The sequence below is a fragment of the Rugosimonospora acidiphila genome, from assembly GCF_039543385.1.
GTDB lineage: Bacteria > Actinomycetota > Actinomycetes > Mycobacteriales > Micromonosporaceae > Rugosimonospora > Rugosimonospora acidiphila.
Window position 1 is genome coordinate 69,555 of record NZ_BAABJQ010000023.1, and the last position, 25,915, is coordinate 95,469.

At 72.7% G+C, this 25,915-nt stretch carries 19 protein-coding genes; 8 read left to right on the forward strand and 11 right to left on the reverse strand.

Features of this window, described 5'->3' with window-relative positions; all coding sequences use genetic code 11:
* Positions 1 to 2: 2 nt before the first annotated feature.
* Positions 3 to 359, reverse strand: a complete 357-nt coding sequence (locus tag ABEA87_RS30505; RefSeq protein WP_345635478.1) for a DUF3499 domain-containing protein — start codon at positions 357 to 359, stop codon at positions 3 to 5.
* Positions 360 to 565: 206 nt separating this feature from the next.
* Here ABEA87_RS30505 and ABEA87_RS30510 point away from each other — a divergent pair, with 206 nt between their 5' ends.
* On the forward strand, positions 566 to 931 hold the full coding sequence (locus ABEA87_RS30510) for a metallopeptidase family protein (protein ID WP_345635583.1): 366 nt from the start codon (positions 566 to 568) through the stop codon (positions 929 to 931).
* A 70-nt stretch (positions 932 to 1,001) separates the two neighbouring features.
* On the opposite strand, the gene ABEA87_RS30515 is transcribed toward ABEA87_RS30510, so the two are convergent.
* The 3 genes from ABEA87_RS30515 to ABEA87_RS30525 form a co-directional block, all read right to left on the reverse strand.
* Entirely contained in the window at positions 1,002 to 1,259 is a 258-nt protein-coding gene (locus ABEA87_RS30515; protein ID WP_345635479.1) for a WhiB family transcriptional regulator, read from the reverse strand.
* A 322-nt stretch (positions 1,260 to 1,581) separates the two neighbouring features.
* A complete protein-coding gene (locus tag ABEA87_RS30520; protein WP_425570984.1) occupies positions 1,582 to 4,197 on the reverse strand; it encodes a bifunctional FO biosynthesis protein CofGH in 2,616 nt (871 codons plus the stop codon).
* A 236-nt stretch (positions 4,198 to 4,433) separates the two neighbouring features.
* Positions 4,434 to 5,504 (reverse strand): hypothetical protein, encoded by a 1,071-nt coding sequence (locus tag ABEA87_RS30525; RefSeq protein WP_345635481.1) that lies wholly within the window; start codon positions 5,502 to 5,504, stop codon positions 4,434 to 4,436.
* Between ABEA87_RS30525 and ABEA87_RS30530 the strand changes: the two genes are divergently transcribed.
* The 3 genes from ABEA87_RS30530 to ABEA87_RS30540 all read left to right on the forward strand — a co-directional run bounded on the left by ABEA87_RS30530 (position 5,485) and on the right by ABEA87_RS30540 (position 8,117).
* Positions 5,485 to 5,631, forward strand: a complete 147-nt coding sequence (locus ABEA87_RS30530) for a hypothetical protein (RefSeq protein WP_345635482.1) — start codon at positions 5,485 to 5,487, stop codon at positions 5,629 to 5,631. The two genes, ABEA87_RS30525 and ABEA87_RS30530, sit on opposite strands and share 20 nt — an antisense overlap.
* A 402-nt stretch (positions 5,632 to 6,033) precedes the next feature.
* Positions 6,034 to 7,035, forward strand: coding sequence for a 2-phospho-L-lactate transferase (gene cofD, locus ABEA87_RS30535; protein WP_345635485.1), 1,002 nt, complete (start codon positions 6,034 to 6,036; stop codon positions 7,033 to 7,035).
* A complete protein-coding gene (locus ABEA87_RS30540) occupies positions 7,032 to 8,117 on the forward strand; it encodes a coenzyme F420-0:L-glutamate ligase (RefSeq protein WP_345635487.1) in 1,086 nt (361 codons plus the stop codon). Before cofD ends, ABEA87_RS30540 begins: the two co-directional genes overlap by 4 nt.
* A 152-nt stretch (positions 8,118 to 8,269) precedes the next feature.
* Here ABEA87_RS30540 and ABEA87_RS30545 read toward each other — a convergent pair whose 3' ends face one another.
* Both ABEA87_RS30545 and ABEA87_RS30550 read right to left on the reverse strand, forming a co-directional pair.
* Entirely contained in the window at positions 8,270 to 9,370 is a 1,101-nt protein-coding gene (locus ABEA87_RS30545) for a mannose-1-phosphate guanylyltransferase (protein ID WP_345635489.1), read from the reverse strand.
* 102 nt (positions 9,371 to 9,472) lie between these two features.
* Entirely contained in the window at positions 9,473 to 10,627 is a 1,155-nt protein-coding gene (locus ABEA87_RS30550; RefSeq protein ID WP_425570981.1) for a glycosyltransferase family 4 protein, read from the reverse strand.
* A gap of 131 nt (positions 10,628 to 10,758) precedes the next feature.
* Here ABEA87_RS30550 and ABEA87_RS30555 point away from each other — a divergent pair, with 131 nt between their 5' ends.
* Complete coding sequence (locus ABEA87_RS30555) at positions 10,759 to 11,439, forward strand: TIGR03089 family protein (RefSeq protein WP_345635493.1); 681 nt, start codon at positions 10,759 to 10,761, stop codon at positions 11,437 to 11,439.
* Here ABEA87_RS30555 and ABEA87_RS30560 read toward each other — a convergent pair.
* Entirely contained in the window at positions 11,423 to 13,408 is a 1,986-nt protein-coding gene (locus ABEA87_RS30560; protein ID WP_345635495.1) for an acetoacetate--CoA ligase, read from the reverse strand. The two genes, ABEA87_RS30555 and ABEA87_RS30560, sit on opposite strands and share 17 nt — an antisense overlap.
* Before the next feature lie 279 nt (positions 13,409 to 13,687).
* Here ABEA87_RS30560 and ABEA87_RS30565 point away from each other — a divergent pair, with 279 nt between their 5' ends.
* A complete protein-coding gene (locus ABEA87_RS30565) occupies positions 13,688 to 15,412 on the forward strand; it encodes a hypothetical protein (protein WP_345635497.1) in 1,725 nt (574 codons plus the stop codon).
* 155 nt (positions 15,413 to 15,567) lie between these two features.
* On the opposite strand, the gene ABEA87_RS30570 is transcribed toward ABEA87_RS30565, so the two are convergent.
* Complete coding sequence (locus tag ABEA87_RS30570; RefSeq protein WP_345635499.1) at positions 15,568 to 16,722, reverse strand: acyl-CoA dehydrogenase family protein; 1,155 nt, start codon at positions 16,720 to 16,722, stop codon at positions 15,568 to 15,570.
* Between the two features lie 256 nt (positions 16,723 to 16,978).
* Between ABEA87_RS30570 and ABEA87_RS30575 the strand changes: the two genes are divergently transcribed.
* Both ABEA87_RS30575 and ABEA87_RS30580 read left to right on the forward strand, forming a co-directional pair.
* Positions 16,979 to 18,415 (forward strand): UDP-glucose dehydrogenase family protein, encoded by a 1,437-nt coding sequence (locus ABEA87_RS30575; RefSeq protein WP_425570982.1) that lies wholly within the window; start codon positions 16,979 to 16,981, stop codon positions 18,413 to 18,415.
* 114 nt (positions 18,416 to 18,529) lie between these two features.
* Positions 18,530 to 23,449, forward strand: coding sequence for an SCO7613 C-terminal domain-containing membrane protein (locus ABEA87_RS30580; RefSeq protein ID WP_345635500.1), 4,920 nt, complete (start codon positions 18,530 to 18,532; stop codon positions 23,447 to 23,449).
* Here the strand turns inward: ABEA87_RS30580 and purE are convergent.
* The 3 genes from purE to ABEA87_RS30595 all read right to left on the reverse strand — a co-directional run bounded on the left by purE (position 23,420) and on the right by ABEA87_RS30595 (position 25,888).
* The gene (gene purE / locus ABEA87_RS30585) at positions 23,420 to 23,932 is read right to left on the reverse strand and encodes a 5-(carboxyamino)imidazole ribonucleotide mutase (protein WP_345635587.1); all 513 of its coding nucleotides are present in this window, start codon (positions 23,930 to 23,932) and stop codon (positions 23,420 to 23,422) included. The two genes, ABEA87_RS30580 and purE, sit on opposite strands and share 30 nt — an antisense overlap.
* Complete coding sequence (locus ABEA87_RS30590; protein WP_345635502.1) at positions 23,926 to 25,089, reverse strand: 5-(carboxyamino)imidazole ribonucleotide synthase; 1,164 nt, start codon at positions 25,087 to 25,089, stop codon at positions 23,926 to 23,928. Before ABEA87_RS30590 ends, purE begins: the two co-directional genes overlap by 7 nt.
* A 232-nt stretch (positions 25,090 to 25,321) precedes the next feature.
* Entirely contained in the window at positions 25,322 to 25,888 is a 567-nt protein-coding gene (locus ABEA87_RS30595; protein WP_345635504.1) for a hypothetical protein, read from the reverse strand.
* Positions 25,889 to 25,915: the final 27 nt, after the last annotated feature.

The following is a 25,915-nucleotide window of genomic DNA, read 5'->3' on the forward strand; positions in this document are numbered from 1 at the left end:
GGTCACTGTGCGGGCGGGATCACCCTCAGGTGGCCGCGCCGCCCGACCTGGTTGTCCGAGGCCGGGGGCACCTCCTCCCGACGCGACGGCCGGCCGGCCTCACGGACGGCCTCGGCCAGCGCTACCAGGTCGTCGCTGCTGGGCGGGGGTGGCTCGAACTCCCCGTCATGGCGTACGAGATCCCATCCGCGCGGCGCGGTCAGACTGCGGGCATGCTGTTCGCACAGGTCGTAGGTGTGCGGCTCGGCGAAGGCGGCAAGCGGGCCGACGACAGCGGTGGAGTCGGCGTACACATAGGTCAGCGTGGCGACGGCCGGTTTTGGGCAGCCGTTACGGGAACAACGCCGTGGAGACCTCACTGCGGCACGGTATCTCCCCCGGCGTCCCTTACCCTCCCGTTGCCCTCGCGACACGCCGAACCATCCGCGCACCGGCGCCCGCCAGCCTCGCCGGAGAGGGCTACTCTGGCGGCGTGACCAGTCCCGGACCTCGTGGTAGCCGCTTTGGTGGGCCCGGCCGCCGGCCCCGGCGCGATCGGCACGGACGGGGCCTGCGCGGCCGGCTGGTGCCGGCCAGCGTGCCGCTGTCCCGGACCAAGGCCGAGCTGTTCGACGACCTGGTTCTGGACGCCGTGGAGACCTTGGAGCGGCAGTTCGGCAAGGAACTGGCGGGCGTGGAGTTCGCGGTCGAAGAGGTACCACCGGACCTCAACGTGTACGACTCGGACGTCCTGGAGGACGGCGAGGTGCCGCTGGCGCGGTTGCTACCGGGCGGCCCGGGCAGGATGAACGTCCCACCACGGATCGTGCTCTACCGCCGGCCCCTGGAGTTCCGGGCGATCGACCACGAAGACCTCGCCGACCTGGTGCACGATGTGATCATCGAGCAGGTGGCGAACCTACTGGGCGTCGACCCCGAAGACCTGGGCTAGATCCCGAACCCGGCCCCCCTCGGCCGGCTTCCGGATCTCCCCGTGGTGGCGGGGCGGGCACCCTCGCCCGCTACGCCGCCCGGCGCTTCAGCTTCCGTCGCTCCCGCTCCGAGAGCCCACCCCAAATACCAAACCGCTCATCGTGACCGAGCGCGTACTCAAGGCATTCGGACTTGACCTCGCACCGGGAGCAGATCCGCTTCGCTTCCCGGGTAGAGCCCCCCTTCTCCGGGAAGAACGCCTCCGGATCGGTCTGCGAGCACAGTGCCCGCTCCTGCCATTCCGGCGCGTTCCCCAAGAGGTCGACCGCTTCCACTCGGCCGTCCATCAGCGTGCCTCCTTCTTTCGCACCGGCCGCGGCGCCGATGCAACCCCCCACGCGGAAGGCAATCCTTCCATTAGTTCGATCAATGGCGATTCGCCATGCCCCACTCGAACAACCCCGTTGAAATTACACGCGTGTAATACGTGCGTCGTCAAGCGGAACCTGATAGATGAGGCCGTTCGGAGGTCTTTCGAACCCGCCGCCACCGCTTCCCTATCGATCCAGGCGACCGCAAGGTAACGCTCGGTCGGCGAGTCGCGACGAATCGCCGCAGCGGCCGACCGCGATCGGCCCCCGCCGCCCACCCATGCCCGCCGTGGCGCGCTCAGGCAAGGGCGTACGTGGTGGTGCGCTGGCGGGCCGGGCGCCCGGCCACCGTCGCGATCGCGGACAGCTGAGCGACCGTACGGGCGGAGCCGTGCTCGGAGCCGGCCATCCGCGAGATGGTCTCCTCCATCAACGTGCCGCCAAGATCGTTCGCGCCGCCGCGCAGCATCGCCACCGTGCCCTCGTCGCCGAGCTTCACCCAGGAGCACTGCACGTTGGCGATCCGGCCGTGCAGCAGGACCCTCGCCATCGCGTGCACCGCCCGGCTCTCCCGCCAGGAGGCGCCCGCCCGGGCGATCCCGGCCAGATAGATCGGCGCATTGGTGTGCACGAAGGGCAGCGCGACGAACTCGGTGAAGCCGCCGGTGCGGTCCTGGATGTCGGCCAGCACCCGGAAGTGGCCGAGCCAGTGCCGCGGGTGGTCGACGTGCCCGTACATCATCGTGGCGGACGAGCGGATGCCCAACTCGTGCGCCGTGCTGACCACCTCGATCCAGGTGGCCGCCGGCAGCTTGCCCTTGGTCAGCACCCAGCGCACGTCGTCATCGAGGATCTCCGCGGCGGTACCGGGGATGGTGTCCAGCCCGGCCTCCCGCAGCCCGGCCAGCCACTCCCGTACCGACACGCCCGCCTTGGCCGCACCCGTGACGATCTCCATCGGCGAGAAGGCGTGCACGTGCATGCCGGGCACCCGGGCCTTCACCGCCCGCACCAGGTCCGCGTACGCCGTAGCGGGCAGCTTGGGATCGATGCCGCCCTGCATGCACACCTCGGTCGCGCCGTCCCGCCAGGCCTCCTCGGCCCGGTCGGCGACCTGCTCGACGGAGAGCCGGTACGCGTCGGCGTCCCGCTCGCGCTGGGCGAACGCGCAGAACCGGCAGCCCACGTAGCAGACGTTGGTGAAGTTGATGTTCCGGTTGACGACGTACGTCACGTCGTCGCCCACCGCGTCGCGGCGCAGGTCGTCCGCGATGCCGGCGAGCTCGTCCAGGGCCGACCCGTCGCTGTGCAGCAGCGCCAGGGCCTCGGCCTCGTGCTCGGGCCGCAGCAGCGACGCCGGATCCGAGGCGGCCAGCCGGAGCCCCGCCAGCACGGTCGAGTCGAGCCGTCCGGCCGGGCCGGCGCCGAGCGCCCCGCCGGGCCGCGGCCCCGGGTGGCCGGCCGGCACGGGGTCCGGCGCGTCCGCGTCGGCCCCGGCGGTGCCCAGCGCGGTCAGCGCCGCGTGCTCGGCGACCTGCGACCAGTCGCCGTACACGGCGTCGAAGTCGGACCGGCGGTCGCTGGTGCGGCCGGTCGTGTCGACCTCGGCGTGGAGGTTGATCCGTCCGCCCGGCGCCTCGTCCGGCTCCTGCCACGGGCGCCCAACCGGACGGGCGGACTCGTCGGCCAGCCCGGATGCCGGATCGGCCAGCGCGCCCACGTGGCCGGCGAGCCTCGGGTCGAGCCACGGTTCGCCCCGTCGCACGTACTCGGGGTAGATGGTCAGCCGCTCGCGCAGCTCGAAGCCGGCGGCCGCGCTGCGCCGCGCCAGCTCGTCGATCTGCGGCCAGGGCCGTTCCGGGTTCACGTGGTCCGGGGTCACCGGCGACACCCCGCCCCAGTCGTCGATCCCGGCCCGCAGAAGCAACGCGTACTCGTCGTCGATCAGGTTCGGCGGGGCCTGGATCCGCGCCTTCGGCCCGAGCACCAGGCGGGCCACCGCGATCGTGGCGGCCAGATCCGCGAGGTCCGCGTCAGGCATCGCGCGCATGGCGGTATCCGGCTTGGCCCGGAAATTCTGCACGATGACTTCCTGGATGTGCCCGTACTCGCGGGCCACCCGGCGGATCGCGAACAGCGACTCGGCCCGCTCGGTGAGGTTCTCGCCGATGCCGATGAGCACGCCGGTGGTGAAGGGCACCCCGACCCGGCCGGCATCCTCCAGCGCCCGCAGCCGCACGGCCGGCTCTTTGTCAGGGGAGCCGAAATGCGGGCCGCCCGGCTCGGACCACAGCCTGGTGGCCGTGGTCTCCAGCATCATGCCCATGCTCGGCGCGACCGGCTTGAGCCGTTGCAATTCCGCCCACGACAGCACGCCGGGGTTGAGATGCGGCAGCAGGCCGGTCTCCTCCAGCACGGCGATGGCGCAGGCGCGCAGGTAGTCCACAGTGGATTCATAGCCGCGCTCGTTCAGCCACTCCCGGGCCACCGGCCAGCGCTGTTCGGGACGGTCCCCGAGAGTGAACAGGGCCTCCTTGCAGCCCTGCGCGGCGCCGGCCGCAGCGATCGCCAGCACCTCGTCGCGCTCCAGATAGGGCGCGGTCAGGCGGTGCGGCACGGTCACGAAGGTGCAGTAGTGGCACCGGTCGCGGCACAGCCGGGTGAGCGGGATGAAGACCTTCTTGGAGAAGGTGACGACGCCCGGCCGGCCGGCCTCGGCGAGCCCGGCGTCGCGGACCGCGGAGGCGTGCGCGAGGAGCCGATCCAGGGCCTCCCCTCGGGCGCTCAGCAGGATGGCCGCCTCGTCCACGTCGAGGCTGCGGCCGTCCGTCGCCCGGCGCAGCGCCCGGCGCAGGCCCACGTCTCCGGCATCGGGTTGACCGGCGCTCGCCGTCGGGCGCGCAGGCCCGTTCACGGCCTCGGACTGGCGTTTCGGCGTCGCTTCGGCTGGCTCGCGCTCATCAGACACACGTGAAGCCTATTCCGCGGGTACGGCGAGCAAGCCGTTCACCCGGATCCCACCGAGGGGATCCGGGTGAACTCCCGCCCGCCGGCGGAGCGTCGCCACCGGCTGTCACCTGGCAATTTCGCGGGGGCCGGTCAGGCTCGGCCCCCGCGCGCACCTGCTTGCGGCCGGACACGTGGTAAGGATCACCAGCGCTGGGTGGGCTCCTCGCCGGACCCGCCCGTGGAGCCCTCGGTCCCCTCTCCGCCCATCGGCGGGATGACCTGGGTCTTGTCGTGCCCCTCGTCCTCGGACGGCACGGCCGCAGCGCCCGACGTCGCCGCCGGTGTGGCGGACGCGGGCGCGAACGGGGATGCCGTCGGGGCGGGAGTCGGCGGGACTGGCGAGGCGACGGTGGCGTCGCCAGGGCCGGGCCAGCCCGCATGGGTGGACGCCTCGCCACCCGTGGCGGGCGGGGCGGAGGCCGGTGCCGGTTCGGTCGACGGCGCCGAGTAGGACGGGTACTGACCGCCGAGCGGCGGGGCCGACGACGGCGCCGTGGCCGGCTGGTAGCCGCCGGGAGCCGGGTACGCCGGCTGGTATCCGCCGGGCTGGGCGTATCCGGGCTGGCCGTAGGGCGGCTGACCGAAGGCCGGCCCAGCGGGCTGGACGCCGCCGGGCTGCCCGTACCCGGGCTGGCCGGGCGCGGGCTGGCCGTACCCGGGCTGGCCGTAGCCCGGCTGGCCGTAGCCCGGCTGGCCGTACGCGGGCTGGCCGGCGGCCGGCTGACCGTAGGGCTGGCCGTAGCCGGGCTGCCCGTACCCGTACCCCTGGGGCGGGTACGGCGCCGCGGCCGGCTTGGGTACCGAGTAGGCGCCCTGCCAGACCTGCCAGGTCAGGAAGGCTGCGAACCCGAAGACCGCCAGCAGCACCAGGTGCTCCAGCAACTCGATGAACGCCGGGCGGAACCCCCCACCGAACTGGTCGCCCAGCACGTAGACGAAGCCGGCGAACAGGCAGACGATGCCGAACAGCCCGGCGACCGCGTAGTCGATCAACGCGATGAGGGTGACCGTCCTCGCCCTCCGTGTGGCCGGCTTGATGTGCGTCGCCAGCAGCACCGCGCCCAGCGGGAAGAAGATCGGCACGAGGCCGATGAAGTCGCTGAAGTCCGAGTCCGCGCGGAGGGTGAAGTCGTGCGCGAACCCGTGGATCACCACGAACAGGTCGATGAGCCCCAGTAGGAGCAGCGCCGCCGTGGACAGCACCAGGATCAAGGCGCCAATCTCCCGGTGGGGCGCGGTGAACCTGGTCGCGTCCCGCGGCTCTCCCGCCGGCGCGCTCGGCGGCACCGGCGAGGGGCTCGGCGGCGCCGGTGGAGTGCTGGGCGGATATGGCGATTGATCTGAAGGTTGGGTCACATCTCCCCCTTGGTGAAGGTGGGCGGGGTTTGCCCCGCGAGCCTAGCCCCGCCCGCTCCAAGCTGCCTTTCAGCGAGCACGTGTTGCCGGCACGGACACCCGCTGTTCGCCAAAGTGAGCCGCCGCGGGGCCCGCCGCCCCTGATCACGGCGTCGCGGACCCCTGATCACGGCTTCCCTGGCGTCCGATCACGGCTTCCCGTCCTCCCGAGCGCCGCGTCGCGGGCGGCCCGGGCATGGCGTCCGGAGGTCGGACCGCCCGGGTGCGGCGTCGCGCGAGGGGTGCGCCGGTGCTGGACGCCCCGGGCGCGGCCGGGCCCGGAGGGAACGCCGGGTATTGCCGGCCGCCGACACCCGGCCGGGCCCCCTGGGAGAAGATTAGCCGCATGCGGATCGTGGCACTGGCGGGCGGCATCGGCGGGGCCCGCTTTCTCCAGGGGGTTCGGGCGACGGGCGCGGAGGTAACCGCGATCGTCAACGTCGGCGACGACGTGACCCTGCACGGCCTCCGGATCTGCCCTGACCTGGACAGCGTGATGTACACGCTGGGCGGCGGGGCGGATGCCGAGCGCGGTTGGGGCAGGGCCGGCGAGAGCTGGGCGGTCAAGGAGGAACTGGCCGCGTACGGGGCCGAGCCGACCTGGTTCGGGCTGGGCGACAAGGACGTGGCCACCCATCTGGTACGAACCCGGATGCTGGACGCGGGCTACCCACTGTCCGCGGTCACCGAGGCGCTGTGCGCCCGCTGGCAGCCCGGGGTCCGGATGCTGCCGGCCACCGACGACCGGCTGGAGACCCACGTGGTGGTCGCCGACCCCGACCCGGCGACGGGTGCGGAGGAGTCCGGGCACGACGGCGATCCGGAGGCCGGCGGCGGCAGCCGGGCGATCCACTTTCAGGAGTGGTGGATCCGGTACCGGGCGGCGCTGCCCGCCCAGCGGTTCGTCTTCGTCGGGGCGGATGTGGCCAAGCCGGCTCCGGGGGTGCTCGATGCCCTCGCCGCGGCCGACGTGGTGCTGGTCGCGCCGAGCAACCCGGTCGTATCGATCGCGCCGATCCTCGCCGTCGCCGGTCTGCGCGACGCCCTGGTCGCCGGTACCGCCCCGGTGATCGGCTTCTCGCCCATCATCGGTGGCTCGCCGGTGCGGGGGATGGCGGACAAGTGCCTGGCGGCCGTGAACGTGCCGGTGACCGCGGCCGGGGTCGGGGGGCTCTACGGCGCCCGATCGACCGGCGGCATCCTCGACGGCTGGCTGGTGGACGCGTCGGACGCCGACACCGCCGTCGACGGCGTCACGGTCCGGAGTTGTCCACTGTGGATGACCGATGAGCGGGCCACGCAGACCATGGTGGAGCAAGGCCTCGCGCTGGCCGAGGAGGTCCGGTGAATCTCACCATCCTGCCGGTGAACGGGATCGGCGACGTGCGACCGGGCGACGACCTGGCCACCCTCATCACCGATGCCGCGCCCTGGCTGGCCGACGGTGACGTGCTGGTGGTCACCAGCAAGATCGTGTCCAAGGCGGAGGGCGGACTGATCGCCGTGCCGCCGGAGGGGCCGGAGCGGGAGGCCGCCCGCGTCGCGGCCGTGGCGGAGCAGGCCGTCCGGACGGTGGCCCGGCGCGGCAACACCCAGATCGTGCAGACCCGGCACGGGTTCGTGCTGGCCTCCGCCGGCATCGATGCGTCCAATGTGGACAAAGAGCACCTGGTACTGCTGCCGGCCGACTCCGACGCCTCGGCCCGTGCCCTGCGCACGGCCCTGCGCGACCGGTACGGGCTGGACGTGGCCATCATCGTCAGCGACACCATGGGACGGCCCTGGCGCAACGGCCTGACCGATGTGGCGTTGGGCGCGGCGGGTATCGACGCGCTGCGCGACTACCGGGGCGAGGTCGACCCGTACGGCAACGAGCTGCACCTGACTCAGATGGCCGTCATCGACGAGCTGACCGCCGCGGCCGAACTGGTCAAGGGCAAGTACGACCAGGTGCCGGTCGCGGTGATCCGCGGGCTGAACACGGTCGCCGCACCCGACGGGCCGGGCGCGGCCGTGCTGGTCCGGGACGCCGAGCTCGACCTGTTCTCGCTGGGCACCGCCGAGGCGCGCGCCGAAGGACTGCTCGCCGCGGCCGGACTGTCCAATGTGGATCAGTTCGCCGATGCGCTGGTGACCGACGATCTGGTGGCCGCGGCGTCCCGGGGACTGACCGAGCCCCAGTTTCTGGAGGTACCGGTGAAGGCCGGGCTACCGGCGGGTACGGCACGGGCGCTGGTACCGCACGTGCCGGCGGACGCGGGGCCGGCCGCGCTGGCCTGGGCCGGGGCCGAGGTGCACCGGCTGCGCTGCGCCCTGGCCGCGGCCGGGGCGGCGAGCAGTTGGCTGCCCGACGCCGACCCGGAGGGCGTGGACGTACCGCCGGGCCGGATGCCGCTCGGCCTCATCGCGGTCGGTATGCCGGCGGCCTGAGACGCCTGGGGGCGCGGCCTGAGACTCCTGGGGCGTGGGCCGAGACTCCTGGGGCGGGGCCGAGACTCCTGGGGCGGGGCCGAGTCAGTGTGGGGGGCGGCCAAATCCGGTCGGGGGCGCGGCGCGAACGGCCACGCGGCGCTCCGGATCCGTCAGGTCAGCCGCTGGTCGCCCCGCTCTTTGAGCCGGTCCACCAACAGCTTCACATCCTGCGCCCGGTCGCGCGGGCAGACCATCACCGCGTCCGGGGTGTCGACGACTATCAGGTCGGACAGCCCGATGGTGGCGATCAGTCGACCGGACTGCGGCACCACCACCAGGTGATCGGAGTCGATCAACAGCATGTCCGGCTTCTCCGCCGAGTCGCTCGGGCCGACCACCACGTTGCCGTCACTGTCCGAACCCAACACGTCGCCGAGCGTGTGGAAGTCGCCGACGTCGTTCCAGCCGAAGTCGCCCGGCACCGTGGCCACCAGGCCCGCCTCGGCCGCACCCTCCATCACCGCGTAGTCCACGGAGATCTTGGGAAGCGTCGGCCACACCTCGCCGAGCACCTGCTCCCGGCGGTCGGTCGCCCAGGCCGCCGCGATCCGGGTGAGCCCGGCGTGCAGCTCGGGTTGCTGGCGGGCCAGCTCCCGCAGGAAGACGTCCACCCGCCAGACGAACATGCTGGCGTTCCAGAGGTACCGCCCCGAATCCACATAGGACCGGGCCACGTCGTACGACGGCTTCTCCTTGAACTGGTCGATCCGGCGCACCGGTCCACCGTCCAGCAGCTCGCCGCACTCCAGGTAGCCGTACCCGGTCTCCGGGTGGGTCGGCTCGATCCCCACGGTCATCAACAGGCCCCGCTGCGCCCCGGCGATCGCGTCCTGCAACACCCGTACGAACTGGCGACCGTCGCGCACCAGGTGATCGGCGGCGAACGAGCCCATCACCCCGTCCGGATCCCGGGTGGCGATCAGCGCGGCCGCCAGCCCGATCGCCGCGCACGAGTCGCGGGGCGACGGCTCCACCAGGATGTTGTCCTCCGGTACCGACGGGAGTTGGCGGGCCACGCCGGCGGCGTGCGCCACACCGGTCACCACATAGGTGCACTCCGGTGGGGTCAGCGGCGCGAGCCGCGCGACCGTGGCCTGCAGGAGGGTGGCCTCGCTCCCGGTGAGCGGGTGGAGGAACTTGGGGTTACCCGAGCGGGACAGTGGCCAGAGACGAGTGCCGCTGCCGCCGGCAGGGATGACCGCGTAAAGCATCAAACCATCATGCCGGGCAAGCTCAACGGCCGTCGCCTCGGGGCGGGCAAAGTAGCCAATAGTGACTCGAATGAGATGCGTTCGGCCAGCATAATTGTCGGTTCAGCCCGTAGCCGCTCGCGCCCAGGCAGCCAAGTGCACCTCGGCACTCGATTCCCAGGTGAATTCCTTCGCTCGATCGAAGCCGGCCTTTGCCAGATCGAGTCGCCGGGTCTCGTCGTCGAGCAGCGCGCCTAGATCGCGGCCGATCTCCTCAGCGCTCTCACCCGTGTACGCGACCGCGTCGCCGCCGACCTCCGGCAGTGACAGCCGGGGCGTGGTGAGCACCGGCGCCGCGCACGCCATGGCCTCCAGAATCGGCAGCCCGAACCCCTCGCCGTGCGACGGGTAGGCGGCCACCAGCGCGCCGCCCAGGTATCCGGGCAGGTCGGCGTAGCGCAGATAGCCGGGCCGGAGCAGGCGCAGGTCGGCCGGCACCTCGGCGACGGCCTGGTCGATGTCATCGTCGTGCCCGGAGCCACCCGCCACCACCAGGGCCGGAGGCCGCTCGCGGCCGGTCACCGCAGCCACCCAGCCGCGGATCAGGTTGGGCACGTTCTTGCGCGGCTCCTTGGCACCGAGGAACGCCACGTACGGCGTGTCACCCAACCCCAGCCGCGCCCGGACCCGCGCCTTCTCGTCGTCGCTCGGCGCGTGGAACGCCTCGTGGTCGACGCCGTGGTAGGCCACGTCGATCCGGGTCGGGTCCGCGTCCAGCAGCCTGATCAGCTCGTCCCGGGTCGCCTTGCTGGGCACGATTACCCGCGCCGCGCGGCGCAGCGACGTCTTGATCGCGCTGCGGAAGAACGTCCGCCTCGACTTGTCGTAGTGCTCGGGTTCGGTGAAGAAGGTCGCGTCGTGCACGGTCACCGTGACCGGGCACGACGCCCGCAGCGGACACGTATAGAAAGGTGAGTGCAGCACCTGCGCACCGACCTGCTGGGCCAGCAGCGGCAGGCCGGTCTGCTCCCACGCGAGCCGGGCCGGCCGGTGGGCGACGGCCGCGGGGGCGCCGATGACCTCGGCGTTGCCCAGCAGTCGGCCGTAACGCTCCGCATCGGTTCGCTGGCACACTACTGCGAGATCAGCATCGAGCGCGCTGAGTGCCTTGAGCAACCCGTCAACGTAACGCCCGACGCCACCCCGGTCCGCCGGGACACTGGTCGCATCGAAAAGTACGCGGGTCGCTTGACCGCCGGTCACGAGTTCACTCCTCATCGGGCCTGCCGCAGGACTCCTACCGCCACACTACGCCCGGAACCCGTCCCGTCAGTGACCGCAACGCGACGATCATCCCAACCTATCCGGCTGGGCGTTCTGATAACCGCCGATGTGCTACATCTGCCCAGGTGAACAACGTGCGCGAACTTTTCACCACGGCGGTCGACCTTGATCCGACACGCCCGCTGCTGACCTTCTACGACGACGCGACCGGAGAACGGACGGAATTGTCCGGCGCAACACTGTCGAACTGGGTGGCCAAAACCGGCAATCTGCTCGTTGACGGGGCCGCGCTCGGCCCCGGAGACACCGCGCTCGTGCTGCTCCCGCCGCACTGGCAGACCGCCGCGGTGCTCCTCGGATGCTGGTCGGCCGGCCTGTCCGTGCGGCCCGACGGGGCCACCGAGGAGCCCTTCGACATCGCGTTCGTGGCGGCCGATCGGACCGACGAAGTCACTGTGGGTGATCGGTACGCACTCGGGCTGCACCCGTTCGGGCTACCGCTGCGCGACGTGCCCCCCGGGTACCAGGACTACTCGGTCGAGGTGCGCGGCCACGGGGACCGGTTCGCGCCCTCCGCCCCGGCCGACGATCAGGGGCCGCTGTGCGCACGGGCGGTCCAGCGCGCGGCGACGTTGGGAATCGCGGAGGGCGCGCGGGTGCTCATCGACGCGAGCGCCTATCCGGACCCGGTCGACTGGCTGCTCGCCCCGCTGGCCGCGCGGGCCAGCCTCGTCCTGTGTGGACATCTGGATCAGGATCGGCTGGCGACGCGCGTCCAGTCGGAACGGGTCAGCCTCGTCGTCTAGCCCGGGACAACTCCTCGAAGGCGAGCAGGGACTCCGGGTTGGCCAGGGCACCGCGGGCGGCCGCCGCGTCCACCGGCGTACCGGTGAGGATCTTCTTCACCGGTACCTCCAGCTTCTTGCCGCTCAACGTCCGCGGCACCGCGCGTACCTGGTAGATCTCGTCCGGTACGTGCCGGGGTGACAGCGCGACGCGCAGCTGCCGGGCGATCCGCGAGCGCAGCGCGTCGTCCAGCTCCATCCCCTCGGCGAGCACCACGAACAGCAGCAGCTCGCCGGCGCCACCCTCGTCGTCCTCCAGGTGGACGACGACGGAGTCATCGACCTCGGGCAGCCCGTCCACCACCGAGTAGAACTCGGCGGTGCCCAGCCGAACCCCGCCCCGGTTCAGGGTGGCGTCCGAGCGGCCGGTGATTACGCAGGTACCCCGCTCGGTGATGGTGATCCAGTCCCCGTGCCGCCACACCCCGGGAAACACGTCGAAGTACGCCTCCCGGTACCGCTCGCCGTCCTCGTCGCCCCAGAAGCCGACCGGCATCGACGGCATGGGGGCGGTGATCACCAACTCGCCGAGCTCGCCGACTACCGGCTTGCCGGCCGGGTCGTAGGCCTCGACGCGCGTGCCCAGCGCCCGGCACGAGATCTCGCCCTGGTACACCGGCACCAGCGGCGAGCCGCCGACGAAGCCGGTGCACACGTCGGTGCCGCCGGACAGCGAGGCGAGCAGGATGTCCGCGCCGACGTTCTCGTACACCCAGGCGAAGCCCTCCGGCGGCAGCGGCGCGCCGGTCGAGCCCAGCCCGCGCAGGGTGTGGCCGACCAGGTCGCGCGGCACCACTCCGGCCTTACGGCAGGCCAGCAGGAACGGGGCCGAGGTACCGAAGTAAGTAATGCCCAACTCGCCGGCCATCCGCCAGAGCGCGGCCGGGTCGGCCTCGGCCGGCCGGCCGGGCTCCGCCGACACCATAGGGTTGCCGTCGAACAGCACAATCGCCGAGCCGACGGCCGGCGCGGAGACCAGGTAATTCCACATCATCCAGCCGGTCGTGCTGAACCAGAAAAACCGGTCACCGGGGCCGAGATCCTGATGCAGGGCCAGCATCTTGACGTGCTCCAACAGGATGCCGCCGTGCCCGTGCACGATGGGCTTGGGCAGTCCGGTGGTACCCGAGGAGTAGAGCACGTACAGCGGGTGGTCGAACGGTACCGGTGCGAACACCAGCGGCTCATCGGTCGGCGCGGCCAGGTCCGCCCAGCCGTCGGGTGCGTCACCGTCGAGATAGGACACCGTCACGGTGTGCTGCAGCGACGGCAGCGCCTCCCGGATCGCGGCCACCTCGCCGCGGCGGTCGATCGGCTTGTCGCCGTACCGGTACCCGTCGACGGCCACCAGTACCTTGGGCTCGATCTGCCGCCAGCGGTCGGTGACGCTGCGAGTGCCGAACTCGGGAGCGCACGAGGAGAAGATCGCGCCCAGGCTCGCGGTGGCGAGCAGCAGCACGTACGCCTCCGGGATGTTCGGCAGGTACGCGGCCACCCGGTCCCCCTCGCCGACCCCGAGCCGCACCAGCCCGGCCCGTACCCGCCGGACCTGCTCGCGCAGGTCGGCCGCGGTCAGCGTCACCTGGGCCCGGGTCTGCGAGACACCGAAGACCATCGGAGTGGAATTCGCCACACCGGGCATGCGGAGCACGTGTTCGGCGTAGTTCAGCCGGGCACCGGGGAACCATCGAGCCCCGGGCATGTGCGCATCCGCTAGTACGGCGGTCGGTGCGGTGTGCGCGGACACCATGAAGTAGTCCCAGACGGCTCCCCAGAATCCGGCGAGGTCGGTGGTCGACCATTCCCACAGCGCGGGGTAGTCGGCGAAATCCAGCCCCCGCTCGCGGTCGAGCCAGTTCATGAAATCGCCTACGCGGTAACGGTTTTTCGCGTCGGCGGGCGGCGTCCAGAGCACCTTGTTCGCGGTCATCGCGCTCCTCCCCACATCGGTGGTGAGATCCATCCTGCACCGTTCGCGGTGACAGTGGTCACCGCCGGTCGGGGCGGGGCCGAGCCGGTCCGGCGGCGCCGAGCGCGGGCCCGACCGGGCCGACGGGCGCGGCGCGGGGTGCCCGGGAACGGACCGCCCGGAGGGATCCGGGGGCGCGGCGAAGGGGCGGCATCGACGGTGAGCAGCGGGATGGCGCGCCCGGCGAGGCAATCGTCCGTCGTGCCGGGAGTTTGTCCGGAACACGGTACGGTCCCCGGTATGCGACACATCGCAACGTTGATCGCCGCGATCTTCATCGGCCCGCTGGCCTGGATCCTGATCGCCTTCGGGCAGGAGCGGTCCGCGACCGCGTTCGCCCGGGCCGGCAGCAGCGGCGCGTTCCATACCGGAGACTTCGTGCGGCCGCTGGCCTACCTGGCGGTGGCCGGGGTGCTCATCGGTCTCATCGCCACCCTGCGGTTCTCGCCGCTCGGCGCGGTGCTGACCGGCGTGGTGTACGTGCTCAGCTACGTATGGCTGCTCGTCGACCCGGACGAACTGCTGGACCTGTTCAAGCGCGACCTCGACATCTTCGGCCGGACGGCGGACCCGACGGTACCGGTGCGCACGGGCACCACTCTGATCGTCGGTGCGCTGCTGCTGGTGTCGGTGTTGAGTGCGAAGCGCTGGCGGCGGTGGCCCCGGCCGGTACTCGCCGAGGTCGCCGGTCCGTCGCCCGAACCGGTACCCGAGCCGATCGAGTACGACCTTGGTCGGCTCGGCTTCGCCGACACCGATGCACCGCGCCCCGACAATGAGCCCGACACGTTGGTCAACCCGTTCGGCCCCGCCGCCGGGGCGCCGGCCGGGCATGCTCCGATCCCCCGTACCGCGCCGCTCATCGAGTCCACGCAGCCGGCCGTCTCGCACTTCGTGACGCCCACGCCACCGGGGGCGGCCGGGTCGCGGATGGAGCCGGCGCGGGGCGAGGACCCGACCGCCGACCTGTCCGCGCCGGTCACGGCGCCGGCACGCCCAGAGCCCTCGACGGCCGATGTCTCGCTGCCCACCGCCGACCTGTCGCCGCCCACTACCGACCTGTCGGCGCCAGCGGCAGTCCCGGCGCAACGCAGCGAGTCCCCCGCCAATCCGCCCACGCTGGACGAGCCCACGCCAGCGCTCGGCGAGCCCACGCCAGCACTCGGCGAGCCCGCGCCAGCACTGGACGAGCCCGCGCCGGACGAGTCGGCCCGCGGTCAGCTCGTGATGGACGAGCCCTCGCGGAACGAGTCGGCGCGGAGCGAACCTGTGACGGACGAGCCCGCGCGGGATGAGTCGGCGGTCGCCGCGTCGACCGGCGACGAGCCGATCGGGAACGAGCCGACCGTGGACGAGCCGACCGTGGACGAGCCGACCGTGGCGACGATCCAGGCGGCGAAGCCGTCGGACGCCGAGCCGATCGACAGCGCACCAGCCGGAGCCGCGCCGAGCCAGCCCGAGCTAGCTCTTACCGAACCGAACACGGCCGAACCGAACATGGCCGAACCGACCCGTCCCGATCCAAGCCCAGCCGAAGCGAGCACGGCCGAACCGAGCACGGCCGAACCGAGCACGGCCGAACCGAGCACGGTCGAACCGGTCCAGACGGAATCGAGTCAGGCGCCGTCGACCGAGACGCCGTCGACCGAGACACCGGTGGCCGAGACGCCGTTGGCCGAGACGCCGTCGACTGAGGCGCCGTTGGCCGACGCCGAGCCGGACCGGGAACCGTCGCCGCAGGCGCCCCCGGCCGGGGATGAATCGAGCCCGGCAACGCCCGTCCGGATGTCACCGGCCGAGGGCGGGTCCGGCGGACCCGCCAGGGCCGAGCCGGTGGAGCGGCCGTTCGATCGGTGGGCTGCCGTCGAGTCGCAGGCGCCTCGGACGTACCAGGGTCGGACCCCGCCGGCCGGCTCGCCGTGGGCTACCCCGCCGCGTGAGGGCGCCGACGATTCGCCGAGCTGACCAGGCAGCCGCTCGTACCGCTCGCCGGGACCGCTCGTACCGCTTCGCGGGGGCCGGCACCCGGACGCCCCGATCGGCCGGTCATTCAAACCGGCCGATCGGGCTGATATCCATCGGCACGTCGACTACCCATAGGCGCACCGACGAGTTGGCGCTCAGCCGCGCAACAGCTCCCGCGCCATCACGATCCGCTGCACCTGGTTCGTGCCCTCGTAGATCTGCGTGATCTTCGCGTCCCGCATCATCCGCTCGAGCGGAAAGTCCTTCGTGTACCCGTACCCGCCGAGCAACTGCACCGCGTCGGTGGTGATCTCCATGGCGGCGTCCGAGGCGAAACACTTCGCCGCCGCGCCGAAGTAGGTCAGGTCGGCGTCGCCGCGCTCCGACTTCCCCGCCGCCGCGTAGGTGAGCTGGCGCGCCGCCTCCAGCTTCATGCCCATGTCGGCGAGCATGAACTGGATGCCCTGAAACTCCGCGATCGCCTTGCCGAACTGCCGGCGCTCCTGGACGTAGCGCTTGGCGAAGTCCAGCGCACCCTGGGCGATGCCGATCGCCTGGGCCGCGATGGTGACCCGGGTGTGATCCAGCGTCCGCATGGCGATCTTGAAGCCCTCACCCGGCTTTCCGATCATCCGGTCGGCCGGCACCCGGACGTTGTCGAAGTACACCTCGCGGGTCGGCGATCCCTTGATGCCGAGCTTCTTCTCGGGTGCGCCGAAGGTCACGCCGGGGTCGGACTTCTCGACCACGAATGCCGAGATGCCACGCGAACGCTCACCAGGCGCGGTCACCGCGAAGACCGTGTAAAACTCCGAGACGCCCGCATTCGTGATCCACCGCTTTGCCCCGTTGATCACATAGTGATCATTGTCACTCACCGCACGGGTCGTCATCGATGCCGCGTCGCTGCCGGCCTCGGGCTCTGACAGGCAGTACGAGAACATCCCGTCGCCGCGCGCCACTGGGGCCAAATACCGCCGCTTCAACTCGTCTGAGCCGGCCAGCAACAGCGGCATGGTGCCCAGCTTGTTCACGGCGGGAATCAGCGAGGAGGCGGCACAGGCGCGGGCCACTTCCTCGATCACGATGGCCGTGGCCAGCGCGTCGGCGCCGGCGCCGCCGTACTCCTCGGGGATGTGCGGTGCGTGGAAATCCGCGCTGCGCAGCGCGTCGTACGACGCCTGCGGGAACTCTCCGGTCTCGTCGGCGTGTGCCGCGTTCGGCGCCACCTTGCCCTCGCAGAGCGAGCGCACCGCGTCCCGGATTTCCTGGTGTTCTTCCGGGAGTTGGTACGCGTCAAAACCCGTCATCCGGGAACCCTCCCTGTCGGAGATCCGGGCTGTTCGGTGTACCTGACAGGCCGGAAGGTATGAGGTGTGGGCGCTAGGCTGGGCGCGTAGCGGGGCTAAGCTTACTGACCGGTAACCCGATGTCGTTGCCAGGCCGGGTGGGTCAAGCACTATCCTCGCCGGGACGGCGCGGTGGCCGCAAACGCCCGTCCGGCCCGGAGCGGAAAAAGTTTCGAGGCCGCGGCATATGCGGCACGTGTGCGAGCGGAGACCAGGTGTGACGATTTCGTTCCCAGGAGCCCAGCCCCTGACGCCCCCAGAGCTTCTGACCCCGCCGTCCGGCGCCGGTCGGCCCCGGCTGACCTTCCTCGGTACGGGCTACCTGGGGGCCACCTACGCGATCTGCTTCGCGGAGATGGGCTACGAGGTTCTCGGCTTCGACGTCGACGAGCCGAAGATTGCCAAGCTGGCCAGCGGCGAGGTGCCGTTCCACGAGCCCGGCCTCGACGAGTTGCTGCGCAAGAACCTTGCGCATGGCCGACTGCGCTTCACCACCTCGTATGACGAGGTGGCCGAGTTCGGCGACGTGCACTTCATCTGCGTGGGCACCCCGCAGCGGGCCGACGGCCTGGCGGCCGACCTGACCTACGTCGAGAGCTCCGTGACCGGCCTCGCCTCGCGGCTCACCCGCAAGGCGCTGATCGTCGGCAAGTCGACGGTGCCGGTGGGCACCGCCGAGTGGGTCGAGGAGATCATCGGCCGGCACGCACCGGCCGAGGCCGAGGTCGAGGTCGCCTGGAGCCCGGAGTTCCTCCAGGAGGGCTTCGCGGTCGAGGACGTGCTGCGGCCGAACCGGATCATCTTCGGTGTCAAGAGCGACTGGGCGTACGGCATGCTGTACGCGTCGCACAAGGGCGTTTTCGACCTCGCCCAGACCGAGGACCGTGAGGTGCCGATCGTGGTCGCCGACTTCGCGACCGCGGAGCTGGTGAAGGTCGCGGCCAACGCGTTCCTGGCCACGAAGATCTCGTTCATCAACGCGATGGCCGAGGTCTGCGAGGCGGCCGGCGCGGACGTGACGCAGCTCGCCCGGGCCATCGGGTACGACCCCCGCATCGGCAACCGGTTCCTGCGCGCCGGTCTCGGCTTCGGCGGCGCCTGCCTGCCCAAGGACATCCGGGCGTTCCAAGCCCGGGCCCAGGAGCTGGGCGTCGGCGAGGCGCTGCGGTTCCTGCACGAGGTCGACCTCATCAACCAGCGGCGGCGGCAGCGCGTCGTCCAGCTGGCCGCGGAGCTGCTCGACCGCCCCAACGGTCCGGCCGGTCCCGACCTGAGCGGGCTGCGCATCGCGGTGCTGGGCGCCACCTTCAAGCCGAACTCCGACGACGTGCGGGACTCGCCGGCGCTGTCGGTCGTGCGCAAGCTGCACCGCACGGGCGCGTCGGTCGCGGTGTACGACCCCGAGGGCATGTCCAACGCGGAGCGGGAGCTGCCCGAGGTCGGGTTCGCCAAGACGCTCACCGACGCGGTCGCCGGCGCGGACCTGGTCTGCGTGCTGACGGAGTGGGAGGAGTTCCGCAACGCCGACCCGTCCGCCCTGGCCGAGCTGGTGAACGGCAAGCGAGTCATCGACGGGCGCAACTGCCTCGACCAGTCGGTCTGGGTACGCGCCGGCTGGGACTACCGCGGCATGGGGCGTCCCGAGCCGATGTGACAGGTTGGGCCGAAGGTCCAAAAAAAGGGGCGCCCGGCGTGGCGCCCCTTTTGTCACTGGCGTCGGGTCATGGTCGCTCGGCATCCTTTTGCGTAGAGGCGACGGGAGGGTGCCGTGGGGACATACCCCTGCTCGAACTGTGGCACGACGGCGGACACCGCCACTGGCTGCCCCAACTGCGGCCACAGCGTCCAGCAGGAGATCGCTGACCTCAGTCAGGTGATCACCCAGATGCAGTTCCGCAGCCGGGCGATGGTCGACGAGCGGGGCCTGCTGATGAAGCGCCTCCAGGGCGCGATGACCACCCGCAGTCTGCTTGAGGCGGCGGCGGTCGAACCCAAGCGCGGTGGCTCGTCCAAACAGGCCGGTCCGAAGCCCACCCCGCTGCGCCGGGTCGTCCGGCCACGAACGGCCGCCGAGGGCGCACCGCCCGCCGACGAGGTCCCCACCTTCACCGGCGGCCCGGTGCGGCCCGGCCGCCGGGTGCGGATGCCGAGGCGCCCTGCCGGCGCACCACGGCCCGACCCGGCAAAGCCCGACGCGCCGCGGGCCGGCGCACGGGAGCCCGGCGCACCGCGGACCGCCTCATCGCAAGCCGACCCGCCGGACGCCGCCCAGCCGCGCGCCGACGCACCGCACCCCGGCCCACCGCACCCCTCGGCGCACCCGCCGGAGACCTCGACCCGCACCACGCAGAACGCGCTGCTCTGGCTGGGTGCCCTGCTGTTCGCGGTGACCGGCACCGGGTACCTGCTGCGCGAGCTGCACGGTGGTGCCCGGGTCGCGGTCTTCACCCTGCTCGCCGCCGCCATCCTGGCCGCCCCGCTGCCGATCGCGCGGCGTGGGCTCGTCTCGACCGCCGAGACGCTGGCCTCGGTCGGCCTGCTGTTCGTGCTCCTCGACGGGTCCGCCGTCTGGGCCACCGGCGCGCCGGCCGCGGCGGGGATCCCCGCCGCCGCGTTCGGCGGCCTGATCTGCCTGGCCACCGCCGGGGTGGCGGCCGGGTACCGGACGATCAGCCACCTGGTCGCGCCGCGGTTCGCCGCCATGCTGCTGCTGCAGCCCGTGCTGCCGCTGCTGCTCGCCGGCGTGATCCACGGCGTGGCCGGGTGGTCGGCGATCCTGGCCGCCGTGGCCGCGCAGGACCTGGCCCTGTCGCTGGTGCTGCGCCACCGCCTGGGGCGCGTGGTCCGCCGCCCCACCGGGACGATCATCGATCTAGAGGAGATCGAGGCCGAGGCCGAGGTCAACAAGCACGCCGCGGAGGGCACGCCGTACCTGCGGGATGCGGTGTGGGTGCTGCACGGCCTGGCGGTTCTCGCCGCCGTGGTCTGCGGAGTGGTCACGCTCGCCGGCGCCCACGCCACCACCGTCGCGCTCGGCGGCGCCGCCGGCCTGCTGCTCGCCGCCACGGTGGGCCTCGGCGGCGGGCTGAGCCTGCGCCGTCGGCCCCTGCCCGACGCCGCCGCCGGCCTGGCCACCGCCGCAGTGATCCTTGCCATCGGCCGGGTGAGCGCGGTGATGCTGCCCGGCTGGGGCCTGGTGATGACGGCCATCGCCATCCTCGTCGCGGGGCTGGCCGTCCGGCTGCTCGGTGGACTGGCGCACCAGGGTCCCCGGCTGGCCGGGGCGCTGTGCGCGGGCGTGCTCGGCCTGGTGCTGCTCGCCCGCGGCCTCGACGCGATCATCGCGCCGCTGCGCGCCGCCACCCCGGCCTGGCACGCCGACCTCGGCCGGTACGCGCGGGCAGTGGCAACCTCGGCCGGTCCGCACAGCGGGCAGCTCGCACTCGCCGCGGTGATCCTCACCGCGGCGGCGGTCACCATGCTGCCCAACCGGGACCGCGCCGACGGCGCCGTCGCCGGGCTCACCCTCGCGCTCCTCCTGGTACCCACCGGTCTGGCGCTGCCGTGGGCCGCCGTACCGCTGATCCTGGTGCTGGCCTCGGCGGCCCTCGGCGCGTACGCGCTGATCAGCCCGACCCGGCGGGCCTCCTGGGTACGGATCGTCGCCGCCCTGATCGTGGGCTGCTACGCGGTCGGGGTGGCACTGGCCCGGCCGGACGCCGCCGCGCTCGCCCTGACCGGGATCACCATCGCCGGGGCCGCGATCGGTGTCGCGCCCCGGCTGGCCGAGGGCTCCCTGGGTGCCCAGGCCGAACGGGCCACCGAGGCGGGCTGGGCCGGTGCCGCCTTCGCCCTGCCCGGCGCGGTCGCCTTCGCCACCGCCGGTACCGCGCAGAGCGCCGGCTCCGGCCCGGTACCGGTGCTCGCGGCCGCGTTCGTGGCCGTCGCCGGTACCCTCACCGCCGCCGCCGTGGCGCAGGTCGCGCGGGAGCGCCCGGCTCCCCTCCTGGTGGCCGGCAGCACGCTGGGTACCGCGGCCGTGTCCATCGCCGCGTTCGTGGCGGGCGGGGTCCCGCTGGTCGACATCGGCGTCGCCGCGCTGCTCCTGATCAGCGCCGTGCTGCTGTGCCTGGCGCCGTGGCTGGACCTGAGCCTGCCCACCGCCGGGCTGGCCGGCGGATCCGACATCGCGGCGACCGCGGTCACGGCCGCGTCGGTGGCCGCCATCGCCCGGGTCGCCGGCCTGCTCGTGCCCGGGTACCAGTTGGCCACGGCCGCCATCCTGGTGCTGCTGCTCGCCGCCGGCGTCTGGGCGATGCCCCAGGCGTGGCGGCGCGGCCCGATCGTGGGCGGCAGTCTGGTCGGCATCGTCGTCGGGCTGATCGCCGGCGTCGAGGCGGTGCGTGGGGCGCTGGCCGCCCTCGCCGCGCTGCCGCCGGTCTGGCACACCGACCTGCCGCACTGGTCCGCCCACGTCTCCGGCCCGTTCGGCGTGCAGATCCCGCTCGCTCTGCTCCTGCTGGCCGCCGCCGCCACCATCGCGCTACCGGCGCCGTCGTCGTACGCCGTCGGCGCGGTCGCGGTCGGCCTCGCGGCGCTGTCGGTGCCCGCCGCCCTCGACCTGGCGTGGTGGTCCCCGATCCTGTTCAGCGGGGTCACCGCCACCGGGCTCGGCATCGCCGCCGGCCGCAGCACCGTGCGCGAGGCGGCCTGGGCGCGGTACGCCATGGCCACCGTGCTGTTCGCCGACACCATCGGCGCCAGCCTGGTTCGGGCGGACACCACCGCGCAGACCCTGCTCGCGGCCACCCTGATCCTGGGCGGGGTCGCCTGGGCGGCCGGCGCCGCCCTGCGCGCCCATCCGGACGCCGGGCACCTGGTGCTGATCGGCGGTTCCGCCGTGGCCGTGGCGCTGGCCACCCTGCCGGCCGGCGTCGCCTGCCTGGCCCTCGCCTCGGGGGCGCCGTGGGCCTTCGCGCTGACCGGGGCGCTCGCCGCGCTCTGCGCCGGCCTGGCGCTGGCCCTGGTGGCCGGGGTCAACGCCGGGGCCTTCCTGCCGTTCGCCACGGCCGGCGTGGCGCTGGTCGGCACCGCGATCGCGGTCGCCACCATCCCCACCGCGTTGCCGATGGGCGTGTACGCGGCCGCCGCGGCGCTACTCGCGGTGCTGGCGGAGCTGGGGCGTGCGGCGGTGGACGCCAGGCACCGCGCGCTGCGCGGGACCGGGCGGGCCGACGAGTCGGTGGCCCCGCAGCGCCGGACCGGGCATGTGCTGGGGCTCGCGGCCGGTCCGGCCACGGTACTCGCGGCGGTCGCCCTCGCGCCGTCGGTAGGCGCCGCGCTGATCGGCCCGTACCGGTGGCTCGGTTCGGTCTGGGCCGGCGCGCCGGACTCGTCGCTGCACGCGCTCGGCCCGTTCGCCGACTGGGTCGGCGACGCCAACTCGGTGGTCGCCGCGCTGATCCTGACCCTGGCCGGGGCGCTGGGCGCGGTCGGCTTCGGCGGCCGTCGCAGGGTGGTGACCCGCCGGGCGGTGTCGGTGGTCATCCCGGGCCTGGCGATCACCCTGCTGATCGGCCCGGCCGCGCTGCGGATGGGATGGCCGGCGGGGCCGATTCTGGCGCTGGCGGTCGCCGTACTGGCCGGGCTGGGGCTGGCGCTGACCGCGGTGCCCGCGGGCGTCACCGAGGCCGCGCCGCAGCGCCCGGCCCGCCTGCTGGTCTTGATCATCTGCCTGCTGGCCGGGGGCGCCGGCCTGGCCGGCAGCCTGGCCACCCAGTCCGTGACGCTGTGGTCGCTGGCGATCACCGCCGTCGCGGGCGTGGTCGCCGCGCTGCGGGGCCGCGCCCGCTCGGCAAGGGTGACCGGCTGGCTGGTCACCGCGTTCGCCGGACACCTGCTGGCGCTGGTGGTCGGGCTGGCGGCCGGGCTCCCGGTGTACTGGTCGGCGTTCCTGGTCACGCTTGTCGCCGGGGCGATGCTGGTGGTCGGCTCGCTGCTGCCCCAGCTGCGCCGGCCCGAGGCGCTGTCCGAGGCCATCACGGTCGAGGCGAGCGCCTACGCCGGTGCCGTCCTCGCGCTGGCGCTGGCCGCCCGATCGCTGCCGCACCTGGCCGCGTTCGCCTGCGCCTGGGGCGCCGTGCTGTCGATCGCCGCCTCCCGCCCGAACCGCCCCCGGCTGTACCGCAACGCGCTGATCTGGTTCGCCTGCGCGCACGAGGTGGCCGCCTGGTGGCTGCTGATGTACGTGTCGAAGGTCGCGCTGCCGGAGGCGTACACGCTGGCCGTGGCGCTGGCAGCGCTGGTCATCGGGTACCTGCAGACGCGCCGGCACCCGGAGATCTCAAGCTGGCTGGCGTACGGGGTGGCCCTGGTCGCCGCGTTCCTGCCCAGCCTGGTGATCGTGCTGATGACCAACGAGACCCCGCTGCGGCGGGGCGTACTGATCGTGGGCGCGGCCGCCACCCTGGTGTTCGGGTCGTGGCGCCGGCAGCAGGCCCCGGTGCTGATCGGCGGGATCACGCTGGCCATCGCCGCCCTGCATGAACTCGCGGTGGTGTCCACCACCGCGCTGATGTGGACGGTCATGGCGCTGGTCGGCGCGGCGCTGGTCGGCCTCGGCGCCAACTTCGAGAAGCGGCGCCGGGACATCCAGCGGCTACGAGGCGCGTTCGGTCGTCTGCGCTAGCTCTTCCCGCAGGCCGTCGTTCTTGTGCGCCACCATCGCGACGAGGTCTCGCTGGTAGGCCGCCATCCGGTCGAGCAGGCTCGGGTCGGCGATGCCGAGCATCCGCACCGCCAGCAGGCCGGCATTGCGCGCGTTGCCGATCGACACGGTGGCCACCGGTACCCCGGCCGGCATCTGCACGATCGACAGCAGGGAATCCATGCCGTCCAGGTACTTGAGCGGAACCGGTACCCCGATCACCGGCAGGGTGGTCGCCGCGGCCACCATCCCCGGCAGGTGCGCGGCGCCGCCGGCACCCGCGATGATCACTTTGAGGCCCCGACCGGCCGCCTGGCTGGCATAGTCGAGCATCTCGTGCGGCGTACGGTGCGCGGACACCACTCGCACCTCGTACTCGACCCCGAACTCGGACAGCGCGTCGGTGGCCTGCCGCATGACCGGCCAGTCCGAGTCGCTGCCCATGATCACGCCTACGTTCACGATGAACCCCCCGCTCGGGTGTCCGGCATCGGTACCTGGTCCTGCAGCCAGCGCGCCGCGGCGACGGCCCGCTCCCGGGTGCGCGCCATGTCATCGCCCAGCGCGGTGACATGCCCGATCTTGCGGCCGGGCCGCGGCTGCTTGCCGTAGAGGTGCACCTTGATCCCGGGGTCCGCGGCGAACATGTGGTGAAGCCGCTCGTCGAGCGACATACCGCCGGGCTGCCCGCCCAGCACGTTGGCCATTACCACGGCCGGCGCGGTCAGCCCGGTGTCGCCCATCGGGTAGTCCAGCACCGCGCGCAGGTGCTGCTCGAACTGCGAGGTACGGGCACCCTCGATGGTCCAGTGCCCGGAGTTGTGCGGGCGCATCGCCAGCTCATTGACCAGCAGCCCGTTGCCGGTGTCGAACAGTTCGACCGCGAGCAGCCCCACGACTCCCAGCTCGGTGGCGAGCCGGATGGCCAGCTGCTCCGCCTCGACGGCCAGCTCCGGATCGAGGTCGGGCGCCGGGGCCAGCACCTCGACACAGATCCCCTCGCGCTGCACCGTCTGCACCGTCGGGTACGCGGCGACCTGCCCGAACGGGGACCGGGCCACCAGCACCGCCAGCTCGCGGCGCAGCGCCACCCGCTCCTCTACGATCAACTCGACCTCGGGCAGCTGGTCGCCCCGGTCGACGAACCACACGCCCCGCCCGTCGTACCCGCCGCGCACCGCCTTGACCACGACCGGCCACCCGGTGCGGGCGGCGAACTCGGCGACGTCGGCCGGCCCACCCACCTTCGCCCAACGCGGTACCGGCACGCCGAGTTCGGTCAGCCGCTCGCGCATGGCGTGTTTGTCCTGGGCATAGCGCAGCGCGGCCGAGCCGGGTGCCACGTTGACGCCGGCGGCCTCCAGTGCCTCGAGGTGCGCGGAGGGCACGTGCTCGTGGTCGAAGGTGACCACCTCGCAGCCCTTGGCGAAGGTGCGCAGCGCATCGAGGTCGGTGTGGTGGCCGATCTGGACGTCGGTGGCGACCAGGGCGGCGCCGTCGTCGGGGGACGCGGCGAGGATTCGCAGGGATTGTCCGAGCGCGATCGCTGCCTGGTGGGTCATCCGGGCCAGTTGCCCTGCGCCCACCATGCCGACCACGGGCAGACCGGTTCGGGTATCCATCTTGGCCGCCAGCCTAACGCCCCGCCGCGCCCGGCCCACCCTGACCTGCCACGTAGCGCCCGGACCACGCTGACCTGCCGGTAGCGGCCGAACCGCCCGGTCCCGCCTCGCCGGACAAAACCGGACCGGGCGAACTCGGACCGCCCCGGGGTCCCGAAGAACTACAGGTCCCGAAAGACTCCAGACCCCGGCAGACCTCCAGATCGGGACAGACCTCCGGATTCCGACGGACCTACAGCGACGGACCCTGCCTGCGGAGCTCGTCGACCGCGCCCATCGCCTCGCGCAGCGAGCCGAGCCAGCTGTCCGCGTGCTCGCCCACCAGGCGCACGCACCAGGCCAGCGCCTCCGACCGGGACCGGGCCACACCGGCGTCCACCAGGGTGTCCAGCACCTGCCGCTCCGGCTGGCGCAGCCGGGTCATGGTCGGCGCGGCCAGCGTGGTGAACAGCTCGGACGTGCCGCCGCAGGTCATGCCCCAGGCGACCTTGCGCCGGTACCGGTGCTCCAGCTGCTGCGCGATGCCGATCCGGCGGTCCCGGGTCCCCTCGCGGAAACTCGCGACCCGGCCCGCCTCGGCGGCGGTCTTCTCCGCGTCCGTGGCGCCGTCGCCGAGCGCCGGCTCGGGCAGCCGGCCAACGATCACGATCTCGTCCCGGTCGATGGTCACCTCGGGGCGGCCATTGAACCAGTCATCCGGGATTGCCCCGGCGATCCAGGCCGCGGCGTCGTCGGCGGCCGGAGGCTCCCCCCGGGAACCGGCCCGCGCCCAGGGTGGCCCGAAATGCTCGCGCGTCATGGCGACCTCCGTTGCAGTCGTTACTCT